This is a genomic window from Gordonibacter urolithinfaciens, assembly GCF_900199375.1.
GTDB lineage: Bacteria > Actinomycetota > Coriobacteriia > Coriobacteriales > Eggerthellaceae > Gordonibacter > Gordonibacter urolithinfaciens.
The window spans coordinates 693,049-712,154 of sequence record NZ_LT900217.1 but is presented as its reverse complement, the minus strand read 5'-3'; the positions used below and the strand labels follow the sequence as shown (position 1 = coordinate 712,154).

The window sequence follows — 19,106 nt, the reverse complement described above, 5'->3', positions numbered from 1 at the left end:
GGCGAGCGTCTTTTCCTCATTTGCGGCCAATTCACAGGCGACCTTCCTGCGCGGAATAATCGCGCTGTGCTCCGGGCTCTGCGGCCCTGGCGGCGATCTTGTTTATGGGGGAGCCATAAACGAAGGGGAGACATGGCGGTCATTCTCGAAGGAGGGCTCTTATGGCAGTAAAAACCAAGAGTACGGACTCAAGTTACGGCTGGGTCGTGCTGGCCGTGACGTTTTTGGCCGGCTTCACCGCCCCGGCCAACATGGCCAAGGTGACCGCGCTCGCGCCGGTCGTCATGCAGACGTTCGGGTTCGGTCCCGACACCTTGGGATGGGTAATCGCCCTGTTCTACGTGCTCGGCTTCGTCATGGCGTTCCCCACGGCGGGTCTCATCAACAAGCTGGGCATACGCAACGTCGTGCTCATAGCCATCGGCTGCGCCGCAGTAGGTTCGGTGATGGGTGCGCTCACCGAAAACGTGACCGTGTTCATGGTCAGCCGGTTCCTCGAGGGCGCCGGCATGGGCGTCATGGGCGTGGCGGGCGCCTCGGCCATCGCCCCATGGTTCGCCCCCGAGAAACGCGGCTTCCCGCTGGGCATCTGGGCCATGTGGGTGGCGCTTGCCATGTGCATCTGCCCGGTGCTCTACGGGTACGTGGTGGACACGCTCGCCCTGCCCTGGCAGACCGTGTGGTGGGGCACGTTCGTGTTCGACATCGTGGTGGGCATCGTGTTCGTCGTCTTCTACCGCGAGCCGGAAAGGCCTTATCAGACCGAGGAGGACCAGGTAGCCGGCAAGGCCGACTTCAAGCGCGCCCTCAAGAACCCGATGCTCTGGGCGCTCGGTATGATCTTCTTCTTCGACGAGGCTGCGTTCATGGCCATCAACGGCTTCTTGACCACGTACCTGACCGAGCAGCTGGCGACGACGCTGGTGTGGGCCACGGGCATCGCCTCGGCGTTCGGCGTGGCGGGCGCTATCTGCGCGCCGCTGTGCGGCAAGATCTCCGACTGGCTGAAGACGCGCAAGTGGGTGCTGCTGTTCGCTCTCATCGGCGGCGTGGCCTACACCGCCGTGGTGTTCACCTGCCAGGTGCCTGAGCTGTACTGGGGCATCATGATCCTCGCCGGCATCGCGGGCGGCTTCGTGCCCTCGATCATCTGGGCGGCCACGCCCGACACGGTAGACCCCGACGACGTCCCCGTGGCGAACGGGCTCGTGGCCACCACGCAGAACCTCGGCATGTTCGTGGGCGCCATGTTCATGGGCAACGCCGTTGCGGCGTTCGGATGGGCGACGGCATCGTATGCCGTGCTCGTGCCATGCTACCTCATCTGCATCGTCATCTTCTTCATCGGCCTGCGCAAGCTGCGCTAGCCGCATCGAGGCGCTGCACGGCGGAAACGGTCCCTTTCGAGGGACCGTTTCTTTTTCAGCGATCTGATCAGGTAAGACGTTGTCGCCATACCGTCATTCGGACGTGGAGTACGAGGGGTTTCCCGCCGTATCGGCGTTTTTCGCAATTCGCGTACGATTCCCAGCCGGGTGTTTGCGGCCTAGATTGCAGTCAGTGCCATGTTCCCCATCGCAGGGGCCATGCAGGCAGCGTTGCCGCGAGCCGGATCGTGCGGGGGCGCGCTGTGCCGAGCGGGGCGTCGCGCCCGTCGGCGCTCGAGACAAGGAAAGGAGCATCATCGAAGCCTTGACGGCATGCCCGGCTGCGGCTCGGCCGGGGCTCCCCCTGCCGGAAGGCGCGCGTGGCCGCTTCGCGCCGCGCCCGGCCCGTAGGCCGGAGCGTCGGCCGACGGCCGACATGCAAAGACGAGAAGAGGAGAGGGCATGAAGATTTTCAAAGGCCAGGGAACGTCCGACCTCGGCAAGCCGTGGCGCTACGAGGAGGACGGCCTCACCGTCATACGCGGCTGTGCCTGGTCGCCACCGGGCTGCCATCCTACCGGCTGCGGCATCAAAACCTACGTGAACGATGCGGGCGAGCTGGTGAAGGTGGAAGGCGACGAGAACCATCCGATCACGAACGGACGCCTGTGCGTACGGTGCCTGACGATCCCCGACTACGTGTACAACCCCGACCGCATGCGCTACCCGATGAAGCGCGCCCGCGAGGACCGCGGCAAGGACAAATGGGAGCGCATCTCGTGGGACGAGGCATTCGACCTGATTGCGGAGAAGGTTGCTTACTACAAGGAGACCTATGGCGCCGAGTCCATCCTGCTCATGGGCGGCACTGGCCGCGAGGGCGGCCCCATGCTGCCGGCATACGCTCATTCGGCGCTCGGCACGCCGAACGCATGCTACACGCAATCGGGCTACTCGTGCTACATTCCGCGCGTGGCCGGCACCACCTACGTGCTGGGCGCGACCTACCCCGAGATGGACTACGCCGGCGGACTGCCCGGCCGCTACGACGATCCGGCGTTCACGTTGCCGGAGCTCATCGTGTTCTGGGGCAAGGAGCCGCTGCCGTCCAACGGCGACGGCCTGTTCGGCCATGCGGCCATTGACATGATGCGCCGCGGCGCGAAGCTCATGAGCATCGATCCGCGTGTGAACTGGGTGGCCACGCGCGCCGATTGGCACCTGCGCCTACGTCCCGGCACCGATGCCGCGCTCGGCATGGCCATGCTGAACGTCATCATCTCCGAGGACCTCTACGACCACGACTTCGTGGACAAGTGGTGCTACGGCTTCGACCAGCTGGCCGAGCGCGTGCGGGACATGCCGGTGGAGAAGGCCGCCGGGATCTGCGGCATCGATGCCGACCTCATCCGCGAGGCGGCGCGCGTGTACGCCACGTCGAAGCCCGCGCAGATCGCCTGGGGCCTGGCCATCGACCAGAAGTCCAACGGCGTGCAGGCCGGCCACTGCGTGTTGGCGCTCGAGGCTATCACCGGCAACATCGACGTGCCGGGCGGGCAGCTCATCGGCGATGTGAACGACGGGCTGGAGCTCGGCTTCGGCTGGAACAACCTGGGCCCGGAGCTGCAGGGCAAGATCATGGGCATCAAGGAGTACCCGGCCTACGTGGGGCTCGTGCTGAACGCCCAATGCGACATGGTGCTCGATGCGCTGGAGACAGGCGAGCCGTACGCGTTCAAGATGGGCGGCTTCGAGGACACGAACTTCCTCGCCGGCACCTGCGCCGCGCAGCCCAAGCGCTGGCACGACGCCATGGTGAAGAACCTGGAGTGGTGCTTCGGCATCGACGTGTGGATGACGCCCACCATCCAGGCGTGCTGCGAGCTGTTCCTTCCGCTTTCGACCACGGTCGAGCACGACACCGTGGTGTACACGCACTACGGCGCGTCGCCCATCATGGCCGGTGCCGTGAACAAGTCGATCACGGTGGGCGAGGGCAAGGGCGACTGCGAGATCATGTACGAGATCGGCAAGCGCTGCATGCCCGAGAACTACGAGCGCTTCGAAGACTACTACGACTTCCTCGAGTACTACCGCCTGAACAACAAGCAGACGTTCGCGGAGCTGCGCGAGGAAGTGGTGCACCAGAAAGTGGAGACGCTGTCCTACCGCAAGTACGAGTCGGGCAAGCTGCGCCCCGACGGCAAGCCGGGCTTCAACACGCCGACGGGCCGCGTGGAGCTGTACTCGACGATGTTCCGCCAGTTCGGCGAGGACCCGCTGCCCTATTACGAGGAGCCCCAGCTAAGTCCCGTGTCCACGCCCAAGCTCGCCGAGCAATTCCCGCTCGTGCTGACCACCGGTGCGCGCACGTACTGCTACTTCCACTCCGAGGGCAAGCAGATTCCCTACCTGCGCGAGATGAACCCGGATCCCCTCATCGAGATCAACCCCGACGACGCCCTGCGCTTCGGCGTGGCCGACGGTCAGTGGGTCGAGGTGGAGAACCCCTTCGGGAAGTGCGTGCTCAAGGCCAAGGTTTCGCAGATCGTGAAGCCCGGCGTGGTGCATGCCCAGCATGGCTTCTGGTTTCCCGAGAAGGACGGCGAGGAGCCGAGCCTCTACGAGGTGTGGCGCTCTAACATCAACGAGCTCGTGCCGCACAAGTACATTGGCAAGCTGGGTTTCGGCTCGCCGTTCAAGTGCCTGCTGTGCAGCGTGAAGCCGGCAGAGAGGAACTACGACACCGACCTGCAAGAGGTGTGGGATCGATTCGGGAAGTTGGTGAAATAAATGGGCGCCTACGGTTTGCTGATCGACTACGAGTTCTGCACGGGATGCCAGTCGTGCGAGGTCGCCTGCAAGGAAGAGCACCGCATCCCCGTGGGGCAGTGGGGCATCCACCTGCTCGACGACGGCCCGTGGGAGTGCTCGGACGGGAAGTTCAACTGGAACAAGATCCCCGTTCCCACCCGCCTGTGCGACCTGTGCGCCGAACGCACGGCCAAGGGCAAGCAGCCCAGCTGCGTGCACCACTGCCTGGCCGGCGTCATGCAGTACGGGCCGGTGGAGGAGCTGGCGCGGGAGCTTGCGGAGAAGCCCAACCAGGTGCTGTTCGCCCCGAAGCCCTACCGGTACTAGGGCTTGCGCGCAGCCTGCGGAAGGCGGCGGGGCACGGCTTGGGCCGTCCCCCGTCCTGCAGGCCGGCAAAGGCAGCAAGGCAAACGAGAAGGAGAGTGAGATGCGGGAAGAAGACTACAAGGCCGCCGAAGCGGTGAGGCTCGAAACGCTCGCGGACGTGAACGACCTGGGCAAGCCCTGGCGCTACGAGGAAGACGGGCTCACCGTGACGCGCACCTGCCCGTGGTCGCCCCCCGGGTGCCATCCCGTGGGATGCGGCCTCAAGCTTTATGTGAACGACGAGGGCCGCTTGGTCAAGGTCGAGGGAGACGAGAACCATCCGGTCACGCAGGGACGTTTGTGCCCGCGGTGCATCGCGCTGAAGGACTACGTGTACAATCCGGCGCGCATCCTCGTGCCGCTCAAGCGCGACCGCGCCGACCGCGGCAAGGCCGATGCCTGGGAAGAGTGCTCGTGGGACGAGGCCTTCGGCATCGTGAAGGAGAACTACGAGCGCATCTGCGCCGAGTACGGTCCCGAATCCATCATCGGCATGTCGGGCACCGGTCGCGAGGGCGGCACGATGTCGCTGTACCCCACCATGGTGTTCGGCACCCCGAACTACTGCTACATGCAGTCGGGCTACGCCTGCTACACCCCGCGCTTGGCAGCGGCGGCCTACATCACGGGAACGACGTACGCCGAATGGGATTATTCCGGCGCGCTGCCCGGGCGCTGGGACGACGAGCGCTACGAGCTAACGGAATGCCTGGTCATATGGGGCAAGGCGCCGCTCGAGTCGAACCCCGACGGCTTCTTCGGCCATGCGGTGGTCGACGCCATGCGTCGCGGCATGCGCATCATCCAGATCGACCCGCGCGTGAACTGGCTGTCCGCCCGCGCCGACATCCTCCTGCAGCTGCGCAGCGGCACCGACACCGCGCTCGCCATGGCCATGCTGGACATCATCATCGAGGAGGACCTCTACGACCACGACTTCGTAGAGTACTGGTGCTACGGCTTCGACCAGCTGGCCGAGCGCGTGCGCACGATGCCGCCCGAGAAGGCCGCCGAGATCTGCCAGGTGCCGGTGGAGAAGATCTACGCCGCCGCCCGCATGTACGCCACGGCCAAGCCGGCCGCCATCCTATGGGGCCTTGCCGTCGATCAGAAGACCGACGGCATGCAGAACAGCCAGTGCATCATCTCGTTGCAGGCCATCACCGGCAACCTGGACCGCCCCGGCGGCCAGCTGCTGCCCGGTTCGGATGCGGGCCACAACGAGCTGGGCTTCGGGTACAAGGAGTGCATACCCGACGAGCTGTTCCAGAAGATGATCGGCATGGCCGAGTACCCGGCCTACTGCAACATGATCTTGAACTCGCAGGTTGACCGCATGCTCGAGACGCTCGAGACCGACGAGCCGTATCCTATCCGCATGGGCTTCTACATGGGCGACAACGCGCTGACGAACTGCTCCATGGAGCCGAAGCGCTGGCGCGCCGCGCTGCTGCGGTCGCTGGAGTTCTGCATCGGCATCGACACGTTCATGAACGCGTCGATCCAGGCGACCTGCGACCTGTTCCTGCCTATCGCCACGGTGGCCGAGCGCGAGGGCACGGTGTTCACGCACTATGCGCCCTGCACGGTCACGGCCGGGTTCATGCACAAGGCCATCGACTGCGGCAACCTGCCCTCCGACATGGAACTGGCGTACCGTCTGGGCAAGTACCTGCATCCCGAGCGCTTCGAGAAGTGGGCGAACGAGCACGAGCTGGTGGAGGCGTTCCGCTTGGGCGTCGAAGAGCACGGGGAGTACTTCGACCGCGTATCGCAGTGCGTGGTGGCGCAGGTGCCCATCGACTACTACAAGTACGAGAAGGGGTTGCTGCGTCCCGACGGCCAGCCCGGCTTCGCCACACCCACCGGGCGCGTGGAGCTGTGGTCGACCGCGTACAACCAGTTCGGCGAGGACCCGCTGCCGTTCTACATCGAACCGGAGTTCAGCCCGGTGAGTAAGCCCGAGCTGGCCGAGGAGTACCCGCTCGTCCTGACGACGGGTGCCCGCACCACGGCCTTCTTCCATTCCGAGCATCGCCAGATCCCCTATCTGCGCGAGTTGAACCCCGACCCCATCATGGAGATCAACCCGGTGACAGCCCAGCGCTACGGCGTGAGCGACGGGCAATGGGTGCGCATGTGGAACATGTTCGGCGAGTGCTTCATGAAGGCGCGGGTGTCCGAGATCGTCGACGAGAAGACCGTGCACGCGCAGCATGGCTGGTGGTTCCCCGAAGAGGACGGCAGCGAGCCCAACCTGTACGGCAACTTCCGCTGCAACATCAACAACCTGCTTCCCAACGGGCATATGGGCAAGCTGGGATTCGGCGCGCCCAACAAGTGCCTGATATGCAACATCGAGCCCGTCTCTGAGAGCTACGACACCGATATGGCCGTCGTCTGGGAAAAATTCGGAAAGCTGGTGTGATATGGCAACGTACGGACTTCTGATCGACTACGAGTACTGCACGAACTGCGGCTCGTGCCAAGTGTCGTGCAAAGAGGAGCACGGCTACCCGGTGGGAAAGACCGGCATCGCGGTCCATGCGGACGGGCCGTGGGCCATTGACGAGGACAACTGGAACTTCAACTACTTCCCGCTGCCCACCGATCTGTGCGACCTGTGCGCCGACCGCACGGAGCGAGGCCGCGAGCCGATCTGCGTGCACCACTGCCTGGCTAATGTTATGTGCTACGGCGAGGTGGAGGAGCTGGCGAAACGGTTGGCCGACAAGCCCAAGCAGCTGCTGATCGTGCCGCAGTACCTCCCGCGTGAGGCGCGCGGGGAGTTCGTGCACGTGGACAAGGGCGATGCGCACCAGGCGGCGCATGTGGAGGTGAAGGCCACCGGCGTGGCCGCGTTCGGCGCACACCGCCACGATGCCAAGGTGGGCGAGATAGACGAGTCGGATGTGATCGAGGATATCTTGTAGGTCAGGGCGACGCATCCCCGCCGCCGGCCCGGGTTCCTCCGGGCCGGCGGCCACGGGCTGGGCTGTGTCGGCCCTTGCTGCATGAGGAGGGGGTGCTGACGGGGCAACGCATGAGAAAGGCGGGATACCATGGAGGATACTGATCGTTTGGGCAGGACGGCTTACATCCGCTACCGGGGCGGCGTGCGAGGGGATCGCCCTTGCGACGACCGATCCGACGGGGAGCCGCTCGCCGTGCGCATCGGCGGGCACCGGGTTCCGAAGGGGGTCGAGCGGGCATTGCTCATGCTGGAAGTGGGCGAGAGCTGCACGCTCGTGATTCCTCCGGAGGAGGGCTACGGTGCGGCGGATCCGAAGCTCGTGCAATGGTACCCGCGCTCGGTGCTCGACCATGGTTACGACCTAAAGGAGGGCTCGATGGTCATGTGGCAAAGCGCCGACGGCCTTGCGGCCAAGCCGGCCTCGATCGTCGATGCGACCGAGGACGCCGTGAAGATCGACCTCAACCATCCATACGCGGGCAAAACGCTTGAATACTGGGTCGAGCTCGTGGGTTTGGAATAGGCGGCGCTCCATGTGCTACCCCTGTACGATGTGCGGCCGCTGCGGCAAGTTCGACCCGGACAGCCCGCTCTACACTCCGCCCCCGACCATACCCTGCCTTGCCTGCGGCGGCGACGTCGACCCCGCCACCGGCATCTGCCGCGACTGCGGCGCCTCCGCCTTCGCCCCGGTGGGAACCAAGGCGGAGGCTGACTCCGAAGGTCGGAACTGAAAGCCCCCCATGCAAGCGGCTGGCTTCGCTGAGAGAGGGCTTGGGGGAGGGTCTTCTGCGAACCTGACTTGATCGCGCAGAGGATGGTGCGCTACGATGCTTTGCCGCCGCCGTTCCGGTCTCTGCGAGAATCGCTTCCGGGCTCTTGTGAAAGTCACGAAAAGCCGGTGCCAAATTGCCGAAAACGACGGAAGAGGCGCTGGAATCGGTCATCGAGCCCTATGCTACACTGGCCGTGCCGTAGGCGAAGTCGGCCAGGGGGGAAGACTTTCATGCATCATGAGCAAGCCGGACAGTCCGATATTTCCATCGATATGAGGTTCCTTCAGCGGGACGACGAGCATGAGGCATCGAGGGAGTTCACGCTAAGGATACCGCTGCTCTGCGTGCTCGGGCTCGCGTTCTACTTCGGTTGGATATTCTGCCTGTTCTGGAGCCCGGTTCTGCTTCCATCCGCTGCGGTGGGCGATTTCGAGGCCCATGCGATCCGCACGGTGATGACGGTCGCCATGTTCGTCGCCTACGTGGCGTTCGGGTTGTTCGCGCGGTTCTTTGCGTCACGGAGAGGCGAGCTGCTGCTGCGCTTGACGTCGCTTCTGTGCTGCCCTTTCGGCTGCGCTGTTGCGGTTCTGCCGCCTGCAGGCGACCTCGCGTTGCCTGCCCTGCTTTGGTGCGCAAGCGGCGTGGGCAGCTCGGCCCTGCTGCTCGTCTGGTCGAAAAAGCTCGTCATCCTCAATCGCAAGCAGATCATCTTCTCGGCTTCGGGCGCATTTCTCGGAGGGTCGCTCCTGCTCCTCACGATGTCGTTCTTGCCGACGGGCGTGGCTGCACTGCTCGTGTCGTCGCTGCCGGTCGTGTCGGTGCTGCTCGCGTGGCTTGTCCTGTCGCCTTCCGTTACCTTCGCGCCACCCGACGAGGACGGTGCGGGTTTCACTCTATCGGGGAGAGAGGATCCCATCGCCTGTGCGGGCCTTGACGAAGCGCCTCCTGAGCCGAGCGGCCCGGCTGACGGAAATGAAGCGGACGGGACCGATCGGTTCTCCTTCATGCGCACGGTCTTGTTGGCGTTCGCCTATAGCGTGGGCATTGGCTTCGTGGGATCGAGCGCTACCGTGCATGCTTACTATCCCTATGCAGTGTACGTCATAGCCGCCGCCAACGCGCTTGCCGCGGTTTTCACGGTGCTCTTCCTCGTGCGCAAATCGAGGGATATCGCGCTCATCCTGACCGAGGTGTTCCTCCCCATCATGCTCGTCTGCATCTTCGTGTTCTCGTTCGCAAGCTACGTCGGCCAGCTAGCGTGCCTCTTCGCCATGTTCGCGCTCTTGGCATGCCACGATATCGTGGACATCGCCAGCGTCTCGAAGAGCTTCCGGTTGTTCGACGAGAACTATGTGAAGACGTTTGCGGTCGGGCGAACGTTGAACGGCTTGGGCTGCACGCTCGGCTGGATCGTGGGCACGGTTATGTGCTTCGCCTTTCCGGGTGATCCGCTCGGGCGCATGTTCATCTGCTTCGCCTTGGTGGTGCTCCTGGTGGTTGCGACGAGCTTCGCCGTGTTCCATCCCGGTCCTCTTTCCTACGTGAGGGAGGTGAGGCTCGAGGCTGAGCGGTCGGCACGCAGCATCGCCCTCGAGGCGGGGGCGGGAAGGGCGCTCGAGCTGAGCACGAGGATCGTCGCCGGTCGATACGATTTGACGCCGCGCCAGGCGGAGGTTCTGTACTGCCTGGCGCAAGGGCGCAACGCCGGTTATATTGCCGAGAAGTTCACCATATCAGCCCACACCGCCAAGAGCCATATCTACAACATCTACAACAAGCTGGGCGTCCACTCCCAGCAGGAACTGCTGGACATCGTGGAGTCCGAGGGCGTGCCGGAAGGTCCGCAAACTGTCCTTGACGTGCACTGACTACGCTTAGTACCCAGAGTCTGATTTCCCTGCGTCAGGTTTTGCGTGCCTTGGCCGGCCGTTTCGACGGCACTAACCTGCCTCACGTGGGATGCGGGGCACGAGGGACCCGCATCAGGGACATAAGGGGGGCGCATGGATTCGAAAACGCAACATCGGTCGAAACTCGGCACGAAGGCGACGCTCTTGCTGTGCGCTTGCGACAGCAACGCGCTTGGCTCGGAGATGACGCCTATCCTGGCGGTCATTGCGCTCGCTTTCCCTGGCGAGAACGTGAACTTGCTGGTGGCGCTGCCGCCCCTGTGCATCATTCCGGCCTCGCTCATTGCCGCCAAGCTGTCGTACCATATCAGCCGAAAGACCATCCTCACCATCGGCCAGATACTGTTCATCATCGGCGGTATAGGCGGCGCCTTCGCTCCCAACTTCGAGTTCCTGCTGGCCACACGCGTGTTCTTCGGGTTAGGCTGCGGCTTGGTGTATCCTATCGTGCCCACGCTCATATCGCATTTCTTCGCGGGCCAGGAACGCGTCGGCATGATGGGCGCTGCGAATGCCGTGGGGTCGGTCATCGCCATGGTGTTCTCGACGCTATCGGGCACGCTCGCGGTCATCGGATGGCATGTACCGTTCTTCGTGAACATCTTCTTCGTCTTCGTTCTTATCATGCAGCTGGTGTTTCTGCCCAAAGTGCCGCCCGAGAAGGATCTGGAGTTCTCCCGTAAGGCGAGCGAGCTCTCTCCGCAGCAGAAGAAGATCGGTGCCCGTGCATGGGCGGGCATCCTTCTCATGTTCGTGTCGATGACGATAGGCATGGTGTACCTTCTGAAGATGGCCATCTTCATCCAGGAGGCGGGTATCGGCGACTCGGTCATGGCGGGCTTGGCCTCGTCTTCAACCACGCTCACGGCCCTCGTCGTCTCGTTGGCTTTCGCCCAGCTGTTCAAGCATCTGCGACGTTCCACCGTGCTGGTTCCCATGGCGGCGATCGCGCTGTCGTTCACCTTGCTCGCCTTCGCCACATCGCCCGTTGGCGTGTTCGCCGGCGCCATCGTCTACGGCGTGTACCTCGGGACCATCATCCCGTACCTGCAGACTGCCCTCTCGGGGCTCGTGCACCCGTATCGCCGGACCTATGCGCTGTCGCTGCTGTCCATGGCCATGTTCGCCGGGCAGGCGTGCTCGTCGGTTTACGTATCCCTTGCCGAGGGGATAGCGGGCGGTAGCACTGCCGCGCTGTTCGAGCTGATGGCAGCCATGTTTGCCGTGCTGTTCGTTATCGTCCTCGTGTATCTGGTCGCCACGCGCCGACAGGCGGCGTACCCTTATGGCGACGTGACGGAGTAGGCCATGTGCTGTCCGTGCATCCATTGCGGCAAGTGCGCCGATCGCATGGGACGCTGCGTGGCCTGCCGTGAGAAGCTGCCCGAGCCATTTGCGAGGCGCTGCCCGTTATGCGGTGCCGAGCAACCGCCGCCGCCGGGAACGAGGCTGCCTGTCGGGGGCATTCGGAAGAAGTGAGGGCACGGGGACGCTGCGATGCAAAGGGGGTTGCATGATGGGCGTGGAGAAGGCTCTTCTGATCGATTACGAATACTGCCTCGGCTGTTCAGAATGCGAGACGGCGTGCCTTGCGGCCCATGGGAGCGGTCCCGAGGCGCTGGGGATCAAGGTGACGAAACTGGGCCCGTGGAAGACGCGTGACGGCTCATGGCAGTACGACTTCGTGCCCATACCCACCGATTGGTGCGACCTGTGCGAGGAGCGCACGGATCGGGGAAGCCGTCCGGCCTGCGCGCGCCGTTGCCGGTACGGTGCCATCACGTACGGCACGGTGGACGAGTTGGCTGCCTTGTTCAAGGGCAAGTCGAAGATGCTGCTGTTCTCGCCGAAGAGCTCTGACAGGCGCTAGCGATGCCTGCTTGGCTACCTGTTCGGCTCCAGGGAGCCGAACAGGTGCTTGTCGATGTTCAGCAGGGGGGCGTTCCTTGCGGGTACCGAGAGCAGCGATCGGTGTAGGGAGCCCCAAACGGCATCGATGTGCGTGCGGTAGAACGCGCGCAGGTCTTTCTCGTCGAACGTCCCCTTCTTCCTGAAGCGGTAGAGGTCGTTGCAATGGCGGTAGAGCCCCATGACGATGGAGGCGCACAAGGCCACCATCTCGTTGGGTTCCATACCCTCCTTCAACTGCTCCTGTTTGAAGAGATTGCAGTAGATGGATTCGCTCGCAAGGATGTTCTCCAGCTCGAACCGCGCGAACATGCCGCTCTCATCGCGCGCGGAATGCAGGATGTAGCTGACATCGAACAGCCCGAACATCAACTTGAAATCCTGCACCATGGTTTCGATCACCTTGTCCTGCAAGGGCATGTCGAGTGGGAGCTTGCCAGAGAAGGCTTTCAAGGCCAGGATGTTCTCCTTCCCGAACTTCCTTAGGATGGACTCCTTGGTGGGGAAGTACTTGTAGAGCGTGCGCGTGGACACCTCGGCTTCGGCTGCGATGTCGTTCAGCGTGGTCTTCTGGTATCCGAGCTCGCAGAACAGCTCGATGGCGGCATCGTAGAGACGCTGCTCCATCGCCATTTTGTTCTCTTTGCGGCTCGACATGCCCACCCCGTTTCCCCGGACGCCCGTGTAGGCCCATTCTATAGGCCCTTGCCGATTCTGCCAAGCGGACCCGCCTGTCGCCGGGAAAGTATGACGCATCGGGCGCGAAAACTTACTTTTTTCTTGCTAGGCTCCAACAGCGGACGCAATCAAGGAGGAGCATATGCCAAACGACATTAAGACAACGTTCAAGACGATGGGGTTCTGCGGGCCTTGCACGGCGTCGGATACGGCGGAGATCGACGTGCGTGATGGACGCATCCTGCGCACGCGTCCGTTCAGCTACGTGGCGCATCAAAGCGAGGACGGACTGAACCCATGGAGCATCAAGGCCCGTGGCCGAGAGTTCAAAGCCAAGGAGAAGACGGAACTCTCGCCTTTCGCCTTGGCATACAAGCAGCGCGTTTACTCGCCGAACCGCATCCTCTATCCCATGAAGCGCGTGGACTGGGATCCGCAGGGCGAGCGCAACCCGCAAAACCGGGGCAAGAGCAAGTACGAACGGATCAGCTGGGACGAGGCGACCGATATCGTCGCGGCCGAGGTGCTGCGCATTAAGGAATCGTATGGCCTGAACTCTATCCTCGTGCAGTCGGACGGGCACCATCTGATCAAGACCATCCACGGTCCCCGCGGCACCGAGGGCTACCTGCTCGACCAGATAGCACTCAAGGAGACCGGAGTCGAGCTGGCGAACGACTTCTGGATGCACGGTGACGGTGAGGGGGCCGTCCGAACCGGCCGCGCCAAGGGAGGCGGCTACACCATGCAGGCGCGCAACCCCGATTCTTGGGAAGGCTGGTACTGGGGCGCCAAGCACATGTGGGGCCAGGACCCGGTGGGCGAGGGCGACCAGTACAACCTGTTCAAAGATGTGGCGAACCATGCAGAGTCGGTGCTGTTCTGGGGCTGCGATGTGGAGACCACGCCTTGGGGCTGGGGCGGGTGCTTTCCGAGTCGCTACTGCTTCTTTCTTACCGACATCGGCGTCAAGCAGATCTATATCTGCCCCGATGCGAATTACGGCGCTGTCGTCCACGCCGACAAATGGATTCCTGTGCTGCCCAATACCGATTCGGCTCTGCAGCTCGCCATAGCCTACGTTTGGATAGACGAGGGCCTCTACGACGAGCAGTACCTTGAGACGCACGCCATCGGGTTCGATTGGTTCGTCTACCATGTGAAAGGCGGTGACGACGGCATCCCGAAAACCCCGAAGTGGGCCGAGGATGTATGCGGCGTTCCCTCGCGCATCATCAAGGCGCTCGCGCGGCACTGGGCAAAGCGCAACGTGTCCATAGCCCATTGCAACGGCGGCTCGATGATCCGCTCGGCCTATAGCCACGAGCCGGCCCGCCTCGAGGTAGCCTTGCTCGGCATGCAGGCACTTGGTGCGCCGGGGCGCAACCAGGTCAAAATGATGGAATGGCAGCTGTTCGGCTTGGCGAGCCAGATGCCCGCCCCGCGCTCGGAGGTCATCCCTACGCTGAACGACATCCTGTGGCCCTATGCCGCCGACCAGCGCGAATCGTTCGTCCCCGAGACGCTGGTCCCCGAGGCGCTCGCAGGCGACTTCGACCACGAGCGTCCGCTTACCTGGTACGGTGTGACCTGCGCCGGCCTACCCACCGAGGACCAGTTCACGGAGTACCGGTATCCCGTGGAGGGCAGCGAGCGCATACATATGGTATGGACCGACGCTCCCAAATGGACGAGCTCGTGGAACGGCGGCTTCGCGTTTATGGATGCCATTCGCTCGGAGCACATCGAGTTCGTGGTGGCCCAGCACATCTGGATGGAGGACGACTGCCTGCTGGCCGACCTCATCCTACCCATCAACACGAAGTTCGAGGAGCGCGACATCAACTGCGACATCTCGTCGGGCAACTACAATGTGCTGATGGTCGAGGATCGTTCGATCGAACCCTTGGGTGAATCGAAATCGGACTACGAGAGCACGCTCGAGGTGGCGCGGAAGCTGGGACTGTACGAGGCGGTGACGGGAGGCGAGACCGTCGAGGATAAGATCAGGCGCGGCTTCGCAGGGTCGGGTATCCAGGATCGCCTGTCGTTCGAAGAGTTCTTGGAGCGGGGATGTTATGTCGTGCCCACCGCCAAAGATTGGGAGGGCGACAAGGCGGGGTTCCAGCGCTTCTACGAGGATCCCGAGCGCTACCCGCTATCCACGCCCTCGGGCAAGATAGAGTACTACTCTCCGCGCCTTGCCAAGCATTTCCCAGACGATGGCGAGCGTCCCCCTTACCCGCATTGGATTGAGAAGGGCGAGACCCATCCCGACGAGCGTTTGAGCACGCCTCGGGCACAGCGCTATCCCTTCCTGCTCGTGTCCAATCATCCGCACTGGCGCCTGCATTCCCAGATGGACGACTGCGCCTGGTTGCGGGAGATCGAGACCTGCAAGGTGATGGGGCCGGACGGATACCGCTACGAGCCTCTGTGGATCAATCCTGCCGACGCGGCTGAGCTGGGTATCGGACACGGCGACATCGTGCGGGTTTACAACGAGCGCGGCTGGACTTTGGGAGGCGCCTACGTGAGTGAGCGCGTCATGCGCCACGCTGTTCTCCAAGATCATGGGGCGCGCATAGACCCTATCGTGGTGGGCGAGAGCGATCGAGGCGGCACGAACAACCTGATAGCCCCGAAGGCGGTTGCGTCAAAGAACTGTGCGGGCGAGGTGACCTCGGGGTATCTGGTCGGCGTTGAGAAGGTGGATGTGTTCGAGCTGGCTGCGCGGTATCCCGAGGCGTTCGGGAGACCCTACGATCCGGACTACGGTGTCCTGCAGGATGCTTGGTTCGACCTTGACTGAAGGAGTGAGGATGAAGGTATTCGTGATAGACGTGGCCAAGTGCAGCGGCTGCTACAACTGCCAGATAGCCTGCAAGGACGAACACTGCGGGAACGATTGGCCGCCGTACGCGAAACCGCAACCGGAGACCGGACACTTCTGGATGCGAGTGAAGCAGGAAGAGCACGGACAGGTGCCCAAGGTACGGGTGGAGTACACGCCCTGGCCCTGCATGCACTGCGAGGATCCGAAGTGCGGGCGGGTGGCTCCGGACGCCGTGGACGTACGCGACGACGGTCTTGTCATCATCGATCCCGAACGCGCTGTGGGCCGTCGGGAGTTGGTGGATGCCTGCCCGTACGGGGCCGTGTTCTATAACGAGGAGCTCGATGTACCGCAGAAATGCACGGGCTGCGCCCACCTGGTTGATGAGGGAAAACTGCCGCACTGCGTCGATTTGTGCGCCACGGGCGCGTTGCGCTTCGGTGACGAGGAGGAGTTCGCCGACGAGTTACCCCATGCGGAAACCTATCTGCTCGAAGAGGGGTGCAGGCCGCGGGTCTTCTACCTCAACCGGCCCCATCTGTTCCTTGCCGGCGATGTGTGGGATCCAGCCTGCGACGAGATCGTGGAGGGTGCCCGCGTGACGCTTGCAATGCCCGACGGCACCGTGCGTAAGACCGTCACCGATGATTTTGGTGACTTTTACTTTCGCAAGCTCGACGAGGGCGTCTACGACGTTGCCGTGGAGGCAGACGGATACCGGCCGGTTGAAAGGAGGGGCATCGAGCTGAAGAAGAGCCTGAATCTGGGCGATTTCGCGCTCGTACGCGCTTAAGAGGGCGAGAGGCAGGGGAATAACGAAGGGACGAGGAGGATATCATGCCAACATTGCATTTCAACGAGCACGCCTCGCCGGCGTGCACGGAGCTCGGGGACGGCACGCGGGTGTACCGAACGTGCTCGGCCGGCATCGGTTGCCATAACCTGGGCTGCGGCCTCAAAGTGCACGTGAGGGACGGCAGGCTGGTCAAGGTGGAGGGCGACGAGGAGAACCCCATCAGCAAGGGCCGGCTGTGCGTGCGCTGCCTGACGGCTAAGGAATACTACTACCACAAGGACCGGCTCCTCCATCCGCTCAAGCGTGCCCGCGAGGACCGGGGCCGCGACGTCTGGGAGCGCATAAGCTGGGACGAAGCACTTGAGACCATCGTGGAGGCATATCGCAGGACCGTCGACGAGCACGGCATCGACGCCGTGAGCGTGTGGTGCGGAACGGGCCGAGAGGCGAGCCAGATACACTTCCAGATGGCCAACGACGTGTTCGGCACGGTCAACGCCGTGCATCCCAACAGCGGCTGGTCGTGCATCGTCCCGCGCATGGCCGCCATGCTCTGGACCATGGGAAGCTCCTATATCGAGGCCGACAACGCCGTTGGATTCCCCGAGCGCTACGACGACCCTCGCTGGGAATGCCCGAAGTACGTGCTGGTATGGGGCCGCGACCCGCTGCGCTCGAACCCCGACGGCCTGTTCGGCCACTCGCTCGTGGAGATGATGAAGCGCGGCGCGCGTCTCGTGGTGGCCGATCCGCGGGTGAACTGGCTTGCCACGCGCGCCGAGGTGCACCTGCAGCTGCGGCCCGGCACCGATGGCGCGCTTGCGCTGGGGCTTCTGAACGTGGTCATAGGCGAGGACCTCTACGACCACGACTTCGTCGAGCGCTGGTGCTACGGGTTCGAGCAGCTTGCCGACCGGGTGCGCGCGTACCCGGTCGAGCGGGTCGCCGAGATCACGGAGGTGGATGCCGCCGACATCAGGGCGGCGGCCCGCTGCGTGGCCCAAAGCCCCTCGTCGCTTTCCATGGGGCTCGCGGTCGACCAAAACCCCAACACCCTCCAGATCGGCCATGCGCTGCTGTCGCTCTTCGCCATAACCGGCAACATGGACGTGCCCGGCGGCTGCTTCATGGGCCTGCCCCCCATCTTCGCCGGTATGGCCGAGAACGCGCCGGCCGCCGAAGCGGCAGGCGAGCCTGAGGGCCTTGCCAAGTTCGGCAACGTGGGCGTCGAGCCGCTCGGGCACGATCGCTACCCCGCCATGAGCGCTATCGTCAACACGACCCATCCCGATGCCACGCTCGACGCGCTGGAGACGGGTGCGCCCTGCAAGATACGCTTCGCCTACGCATTCGGGCACAACACCCTCGCCTGCATGGTGCCGCAGCCCCAGCGGTGGTACGAGGCCATGCGCGATATCGACTTCATCGCCGTTGCGGACCTGTTCATGACCCCTACCATCATGGGCCTCGCCGACATAGTGCTTCCGGCGTCAACGTTCTTCGAGAAGCAGGGCTATGTGTCGAACAACAACGCCTCGCAGCCCGGGCAGCTGGGCGCCATCGTGCCCGTGCTGGAGCCGATGGGCGAATGCCGAGCCGATCTGGAGATCATGCTCGAGCTGCACCGCCGCCTGTACCCGGCGAGCGTGAAGCCCGGTTGGGCCTCGCCGTCGGACTTCATCGACGGCCAGCTGGCGAAGATGCGCGGCGTGGATGCCACGTACGGCGAACTGAGCGAGCAGATCATCGGCCAGTACGAGATCGAGTACCGCAAGTACGAGAAGGGGCTGCTGCGCTCGGACGGCCAGCCGGGCTTCAACACGCCCACGGGCCGCATCGAGCTGTACTCGACCGTGCTCGAGAACCTAAGCGACGACCCGCTGCCGTACTACCTCGAACCAAAGTTCAGCGCCTTGTCGCGACCTGACCTCGCGAAAGCCTACCCGCTGACGCTCACGACGGGTGCCCGCCGCTTCACCTCGTTCCACTCCGAGAACCGTCAGATAGAGACGCTGCGCGAGATCCATCCCTGGCCTACCGTGGAACTGCATCCCGAGACCGCGCGAAGGCTCGGCATAACCGAGGGCGCCCGGGTGTACGTGGAGAACCATCTGGGCCGGGCGAAGCTGGCTGCCCACCTCACGCCCATCGTGAAGGAGGGCGTGGTGAGCTGCGACCACGGCTGGTGGCTACCCGAATCCGACCCCGAGAACCTGTTCGACGTGTTCGAGGTGAACGTCAACCAGCTCGTTCCCCACGAGGAGAACGGGCCGCTCGGGTTCGGCACGCATTACAAGAGCATGCCCTGCAAGGTCTACCGGGCTGAATAAGGAGGCGCAACATGACGCACTACGGTCTTCTGATAGACAACGAGTACTGCACCGGGTGCCACTCCTGCGAAGTGGCGTGCAAGAACGAGCACGACCTGCCGCTGGGGCAGTGGGGCATCAAGGTGCTGGAGTTGGGCCCTTGGAAGCTCATGGACGGCAAGCACTGGGAGTACCGCTACGTCCCCGTGCCCACGTCGTACTGCGATCTCTGCGCCGATCGGGTGGAGGCGGGCGAGCGGCCCAGCTGCGTGCACCACTGCCTGGCGAGCGCCATGGAGTACGGCACGCTGGAGGAGCTTGCCGTGAAGCTGGGGGGCAAGGGCAAGATGGCCTCCATCTTCGTTCCTTGAT

At 63.6% G+C, this 19,106-nt stretch carries 15 protein-coding genes; 14 read left to right on the top strand and 1 reads right to left on the bottom strand.

Annotated elements, in window-relative coordinates:
* The first annotated feature begins 161 nt into the window (after positions 1-161).
* From BN3560_RS03140 to BN3560_RS03095, 10 genes are all read left to right on the top strand, one after another.
* Positions 162-1,367 carry an MFS transporter gene (locus BN3560_RS03140; protein WP_041239814.1) on the top strand — a complete coding sequence of 402 codons (1,206 nt, stop codon included), beginning with the start codon at positions 162-164 and terminating at the stop codon, positions 1,365-1,367.
* 462 nt (positions 1,368-1,829) lie between these two features.
* A complete protein-coding gene (locus BN3560_RS03135) occupies positions 1,830-4,160 on the top strand; it encodes a molybdopterin-dependent oxidoreductase (protein ID WP_015540504.1) in 2,331 nt (776 codons plus the stop codon).
* Complete coding sequence (locus BN3560_RS03130; protein ID WP_015540505.1) at positions 4,161-4,508, top strand: 4Fe-4S dicluster domain-containing protein; 348 nt, start codon at positions 4,161-4,163, stop codon at positions 4,506-4,508. It abuts the gene before it with no gap.
* Between the two features lie 100 nt (positions 4,509-4,608).
* Positions 4,609-6,975, top strand: a complete 2,367-nt coding sequence (locus BN3560_RS03125) for a molybdopterin-dependent oxidoreductase (protein ID WP_015540506.1) — start codon at positions 4,609-4,611, stop codon at positions 6,973-6,975.
* A gap of 1 nt (position 6,976) precedes the next feature.
* Positions 6,977-7,480 carry an oxidoreductase gene (locus BN3560_RS14925; RefSeq protein WP_096226986.1) on the top strand — a complete coding sequence of 168 codons (504 nt, stop codon included), beginning with the start codon at positions 6,977-6,979 and terminating at the stop codon, positions 7,478-7,480.
* 129 nt (positions 7,481-7,609) lie between these two features.
* Positions 7,610-8,044, top strand: a complete 435-nt coding sequence (locus BN3560_RS03115; RefSeq protein ID WP_041239815.1) for an FKBP-type peptidyl-prolyl cis-trans isomerase — start codon at positions 7,610-7,612, stop codon at positions 8,042-8,044.
* Positions 8,045-8,054: 10 nt separating this feature from the next.
* Positions 8,055-8,255, top strand: a complete 201-nt coding sequence (locus tag BN3560_RS03110) for a hypothetical protein (RefSeq protein ID WP_041239816.1) — start codon at positions 8,055-8,057, stop codon at positions 8,253-8,255.
* Between the two features lie 272 nt (positions 8,256-8,527).
* On the top strand, positions 8,528-10,165 hold the full coding sequence (locus BN3560_RS03105) for a helix-turn-helix transcriptional regulator (protein WP_157780535.1): 1,638 nt from the start codon (positions 8,528-8,530) through the stop codon (positions 10,163-10,165).
* 135 nt (positions 10,166-10,300) lie between these two features.
* Positions 10,301-11,512 carry an MFS transporter gene (locus BN3560_RS03100; protein ID WP_015540510.1) on the top strand — a complete coding sequence of 404 codons (1,212 nt, stop codon included), beginning with the start codon at positions 10,301-10,303 and terminating at the stop codon, positions 11,510-11,512.
* Between the two features lie 208 nt (positions 11,513-11,720).
* Complete coding sequence (locus BN3560_RS03095) at positions 11,721-12,077, top strand: 4Fe-4S dicluster domain-containing protein (protein WP_015540511.1); 357 nt, start codon at positions 11,721-11,723, stop codon at positions 12,075-12,077.
* 14 nt (positions 12,078-12,091) lie between these two features.
* Here BN3560_RS03095 and BN3560_RS03090 read toward each other — a convergent pair whose 3' ends face one another.
* Complete coding sequence (locus tag BN3560_RS03090; protein WP_157780534.1) at positions 12,092-12,748, bottom strand: TetR/AcrR family transcriptional regulator; 657 nt, start codon at positions 12,746-12,748, stop codon at positions 12,092-12,094.
* 187 nt (positions 12,749-12,935) lie between these two features.
* On the opposite strand from BN3560_RS03090, the gene BN3560_RS03085 reads away from it, so the two are divergent.
* From BN3560_RS03085 to BN3560_RS03070, 4 genes are read left to right on the top strand one after another with little or no spacing between them, the layout of a single operon-like run.
* On the top strand, positions 12,936-15,605 hold the full coding sequence (locus BN3560_RS03085) for a molybdopterin-dependent oxidoreductase (RefSeq protein ID WP_096226983.1): 2,670 nt from the start codon (positions 12,936-12,938) through the stop codon (positions 15,603-15,605).
* A 10-nt stretch (positions 15,606-15,615) separates the two neighbouring features.
* Positions 15,616-16,422: a 4Fe-4S dicluster domain-containing protein gene (locus BN3560_RS03080; protein WP_096226982.1), complete on the top strand. Its 807-nt coding sequence runs from the start codon at positions 15,616-15,618 to the stop codon at positions 16,420-16,422.
* A 44-nt stretch (positions 16,423-16,466) separates the two neighbouring features.
* Positions 16,467-18,755, top strand: a complete 2,289-nt coding sequence (locus BN3560_RS03075) for a molybdopterin-dependent oxidoreductase (RefSeq protein ID WP_096226981.1) — start codon at positions 16,467-16,469, stop codon at positions 18,753-18,755.
* Between the two features lie 11 nt (positions 18,756-18,766).
* Complete coding sequence (locus tag BN3560_RS03070) at positions 18,767-19,105, top strand: 4Fe-4S dicluster domain-containing protein (protein WP_015540515.1); 339 nt, start codon at positions 18,767-18,769, stop codon at positions 19,103-19,105.
* The last annotated feature ends 1 nt before the right edge of the window (position 19,106 follow it).

Excerpts from the sequence above, each read along its gene's own strand:
- BN3560_RS03095 (WP_015540511.1), top strand. The coding sequence starts at position 11,721 with ATGATGGGCGTGGAGAAGGCTCTTCTGATCGATTACGAATACTGCCTC.
- BN3560_RS03075 (WP_096226981.1), top strand. The coding sequence starts at position 16,467 with ATGCCAACATTGCATTTCAACGAGCACGCCTCGCCGGCGTGCACGGAG.
- BN3560_RS03085 (WP_096226983.1), top strand. The coding sequence starts at position 12,936 with ATGCCAAACGACATTAAGACAACGTTCAAGACGATGGGGTTCTGCGGG.
- BN3560_RS03115 (WP_041239815.1), top strand. The coding sequence starts at position 7,610 with ATGGAGGATACTGATCGTTTGGGCAGGACGGCTTACATCCGCTACCGG.
- BN3560_RS03070 (WP_015540515.1), top strand. The coding sequence starts at position 18,767 with ATGACGCACTACGGTCTTCTGATAGACAACGAGTACTGCACCGGGTGC.
- BN3560_RS03140 (WP_041239814.1), top strand. The coding sequence starts at position 162 with ATGGCAGTAAAAACCAAGAGTACGGACTCAAGTTACGGCTGGGTCGTG.
- BN3560_RS03100 (WP_015540510.1), top strand. The coding sequence starts at position 10,301 with ATGGATTCGAAAACGCAACATCGGTCGAAACTCGGCACGAAGGCGACG.
- BN3560_RS03135 (WP_015540504.1), top strand. The coding sequence starts at position 1,830 with ATGAAGATTTTCAAAGGCCAGGGAACGTCCGACCTCGGCAAGCCGTGG.
- BN3560_RS03080 (WP_096226982.1), top strand. The coding sequence starts at position 15,616 with ATGAAGGTATTCGTGATAGACGTGGCCAAGTGCAGCGGCTGCTACAAC.
- BN3560_RS03105 (WP_157780535.1), top strand. The coding sequence starts at position 8,528 with ATGCATCATGAGCAAGCCGGACAGTCCGATATTTCCATCGATATGAGG.
- BN3560_RS14925 (WP_096226986.1), top strand. The coding sequence starts at position 6,977 with ATGGCAACGTACGGACTTCTGATCGACTACGAGTACTGCACGAACTGC.
- BN3560_RS03125 (WP_015540506.1), top strand. The coding sequence starts at position 4,609 with ATGCGGGAAGAAGACTACAAGGCCGCCGAAGCGGTGAGGCTCGAAACG.
- BN3560_RS03090 (WP_157780534.1), bottom strand. The coding sequence starts at position 12,748 with ATGGCGATGGAGCAGCGTCTCTACGATGCCGCCATCGAGCTGTTCTGC.
- BN3560_RS03130 (WP_015540505.1), top strand. The coding sequence starts at position 4,161 with ATGGGCGCCTACGGTTTGCTGATCGACTACGAGTTCTGCACGGGATGC.
- BN3560_RS03110 (WP_041239816.1), top strand. The coding sequence starts at position 8,055 with ATGTGCTACCCCTGTACGATGTGCGGCCGCTGCGGCAAGTTCGACCCG.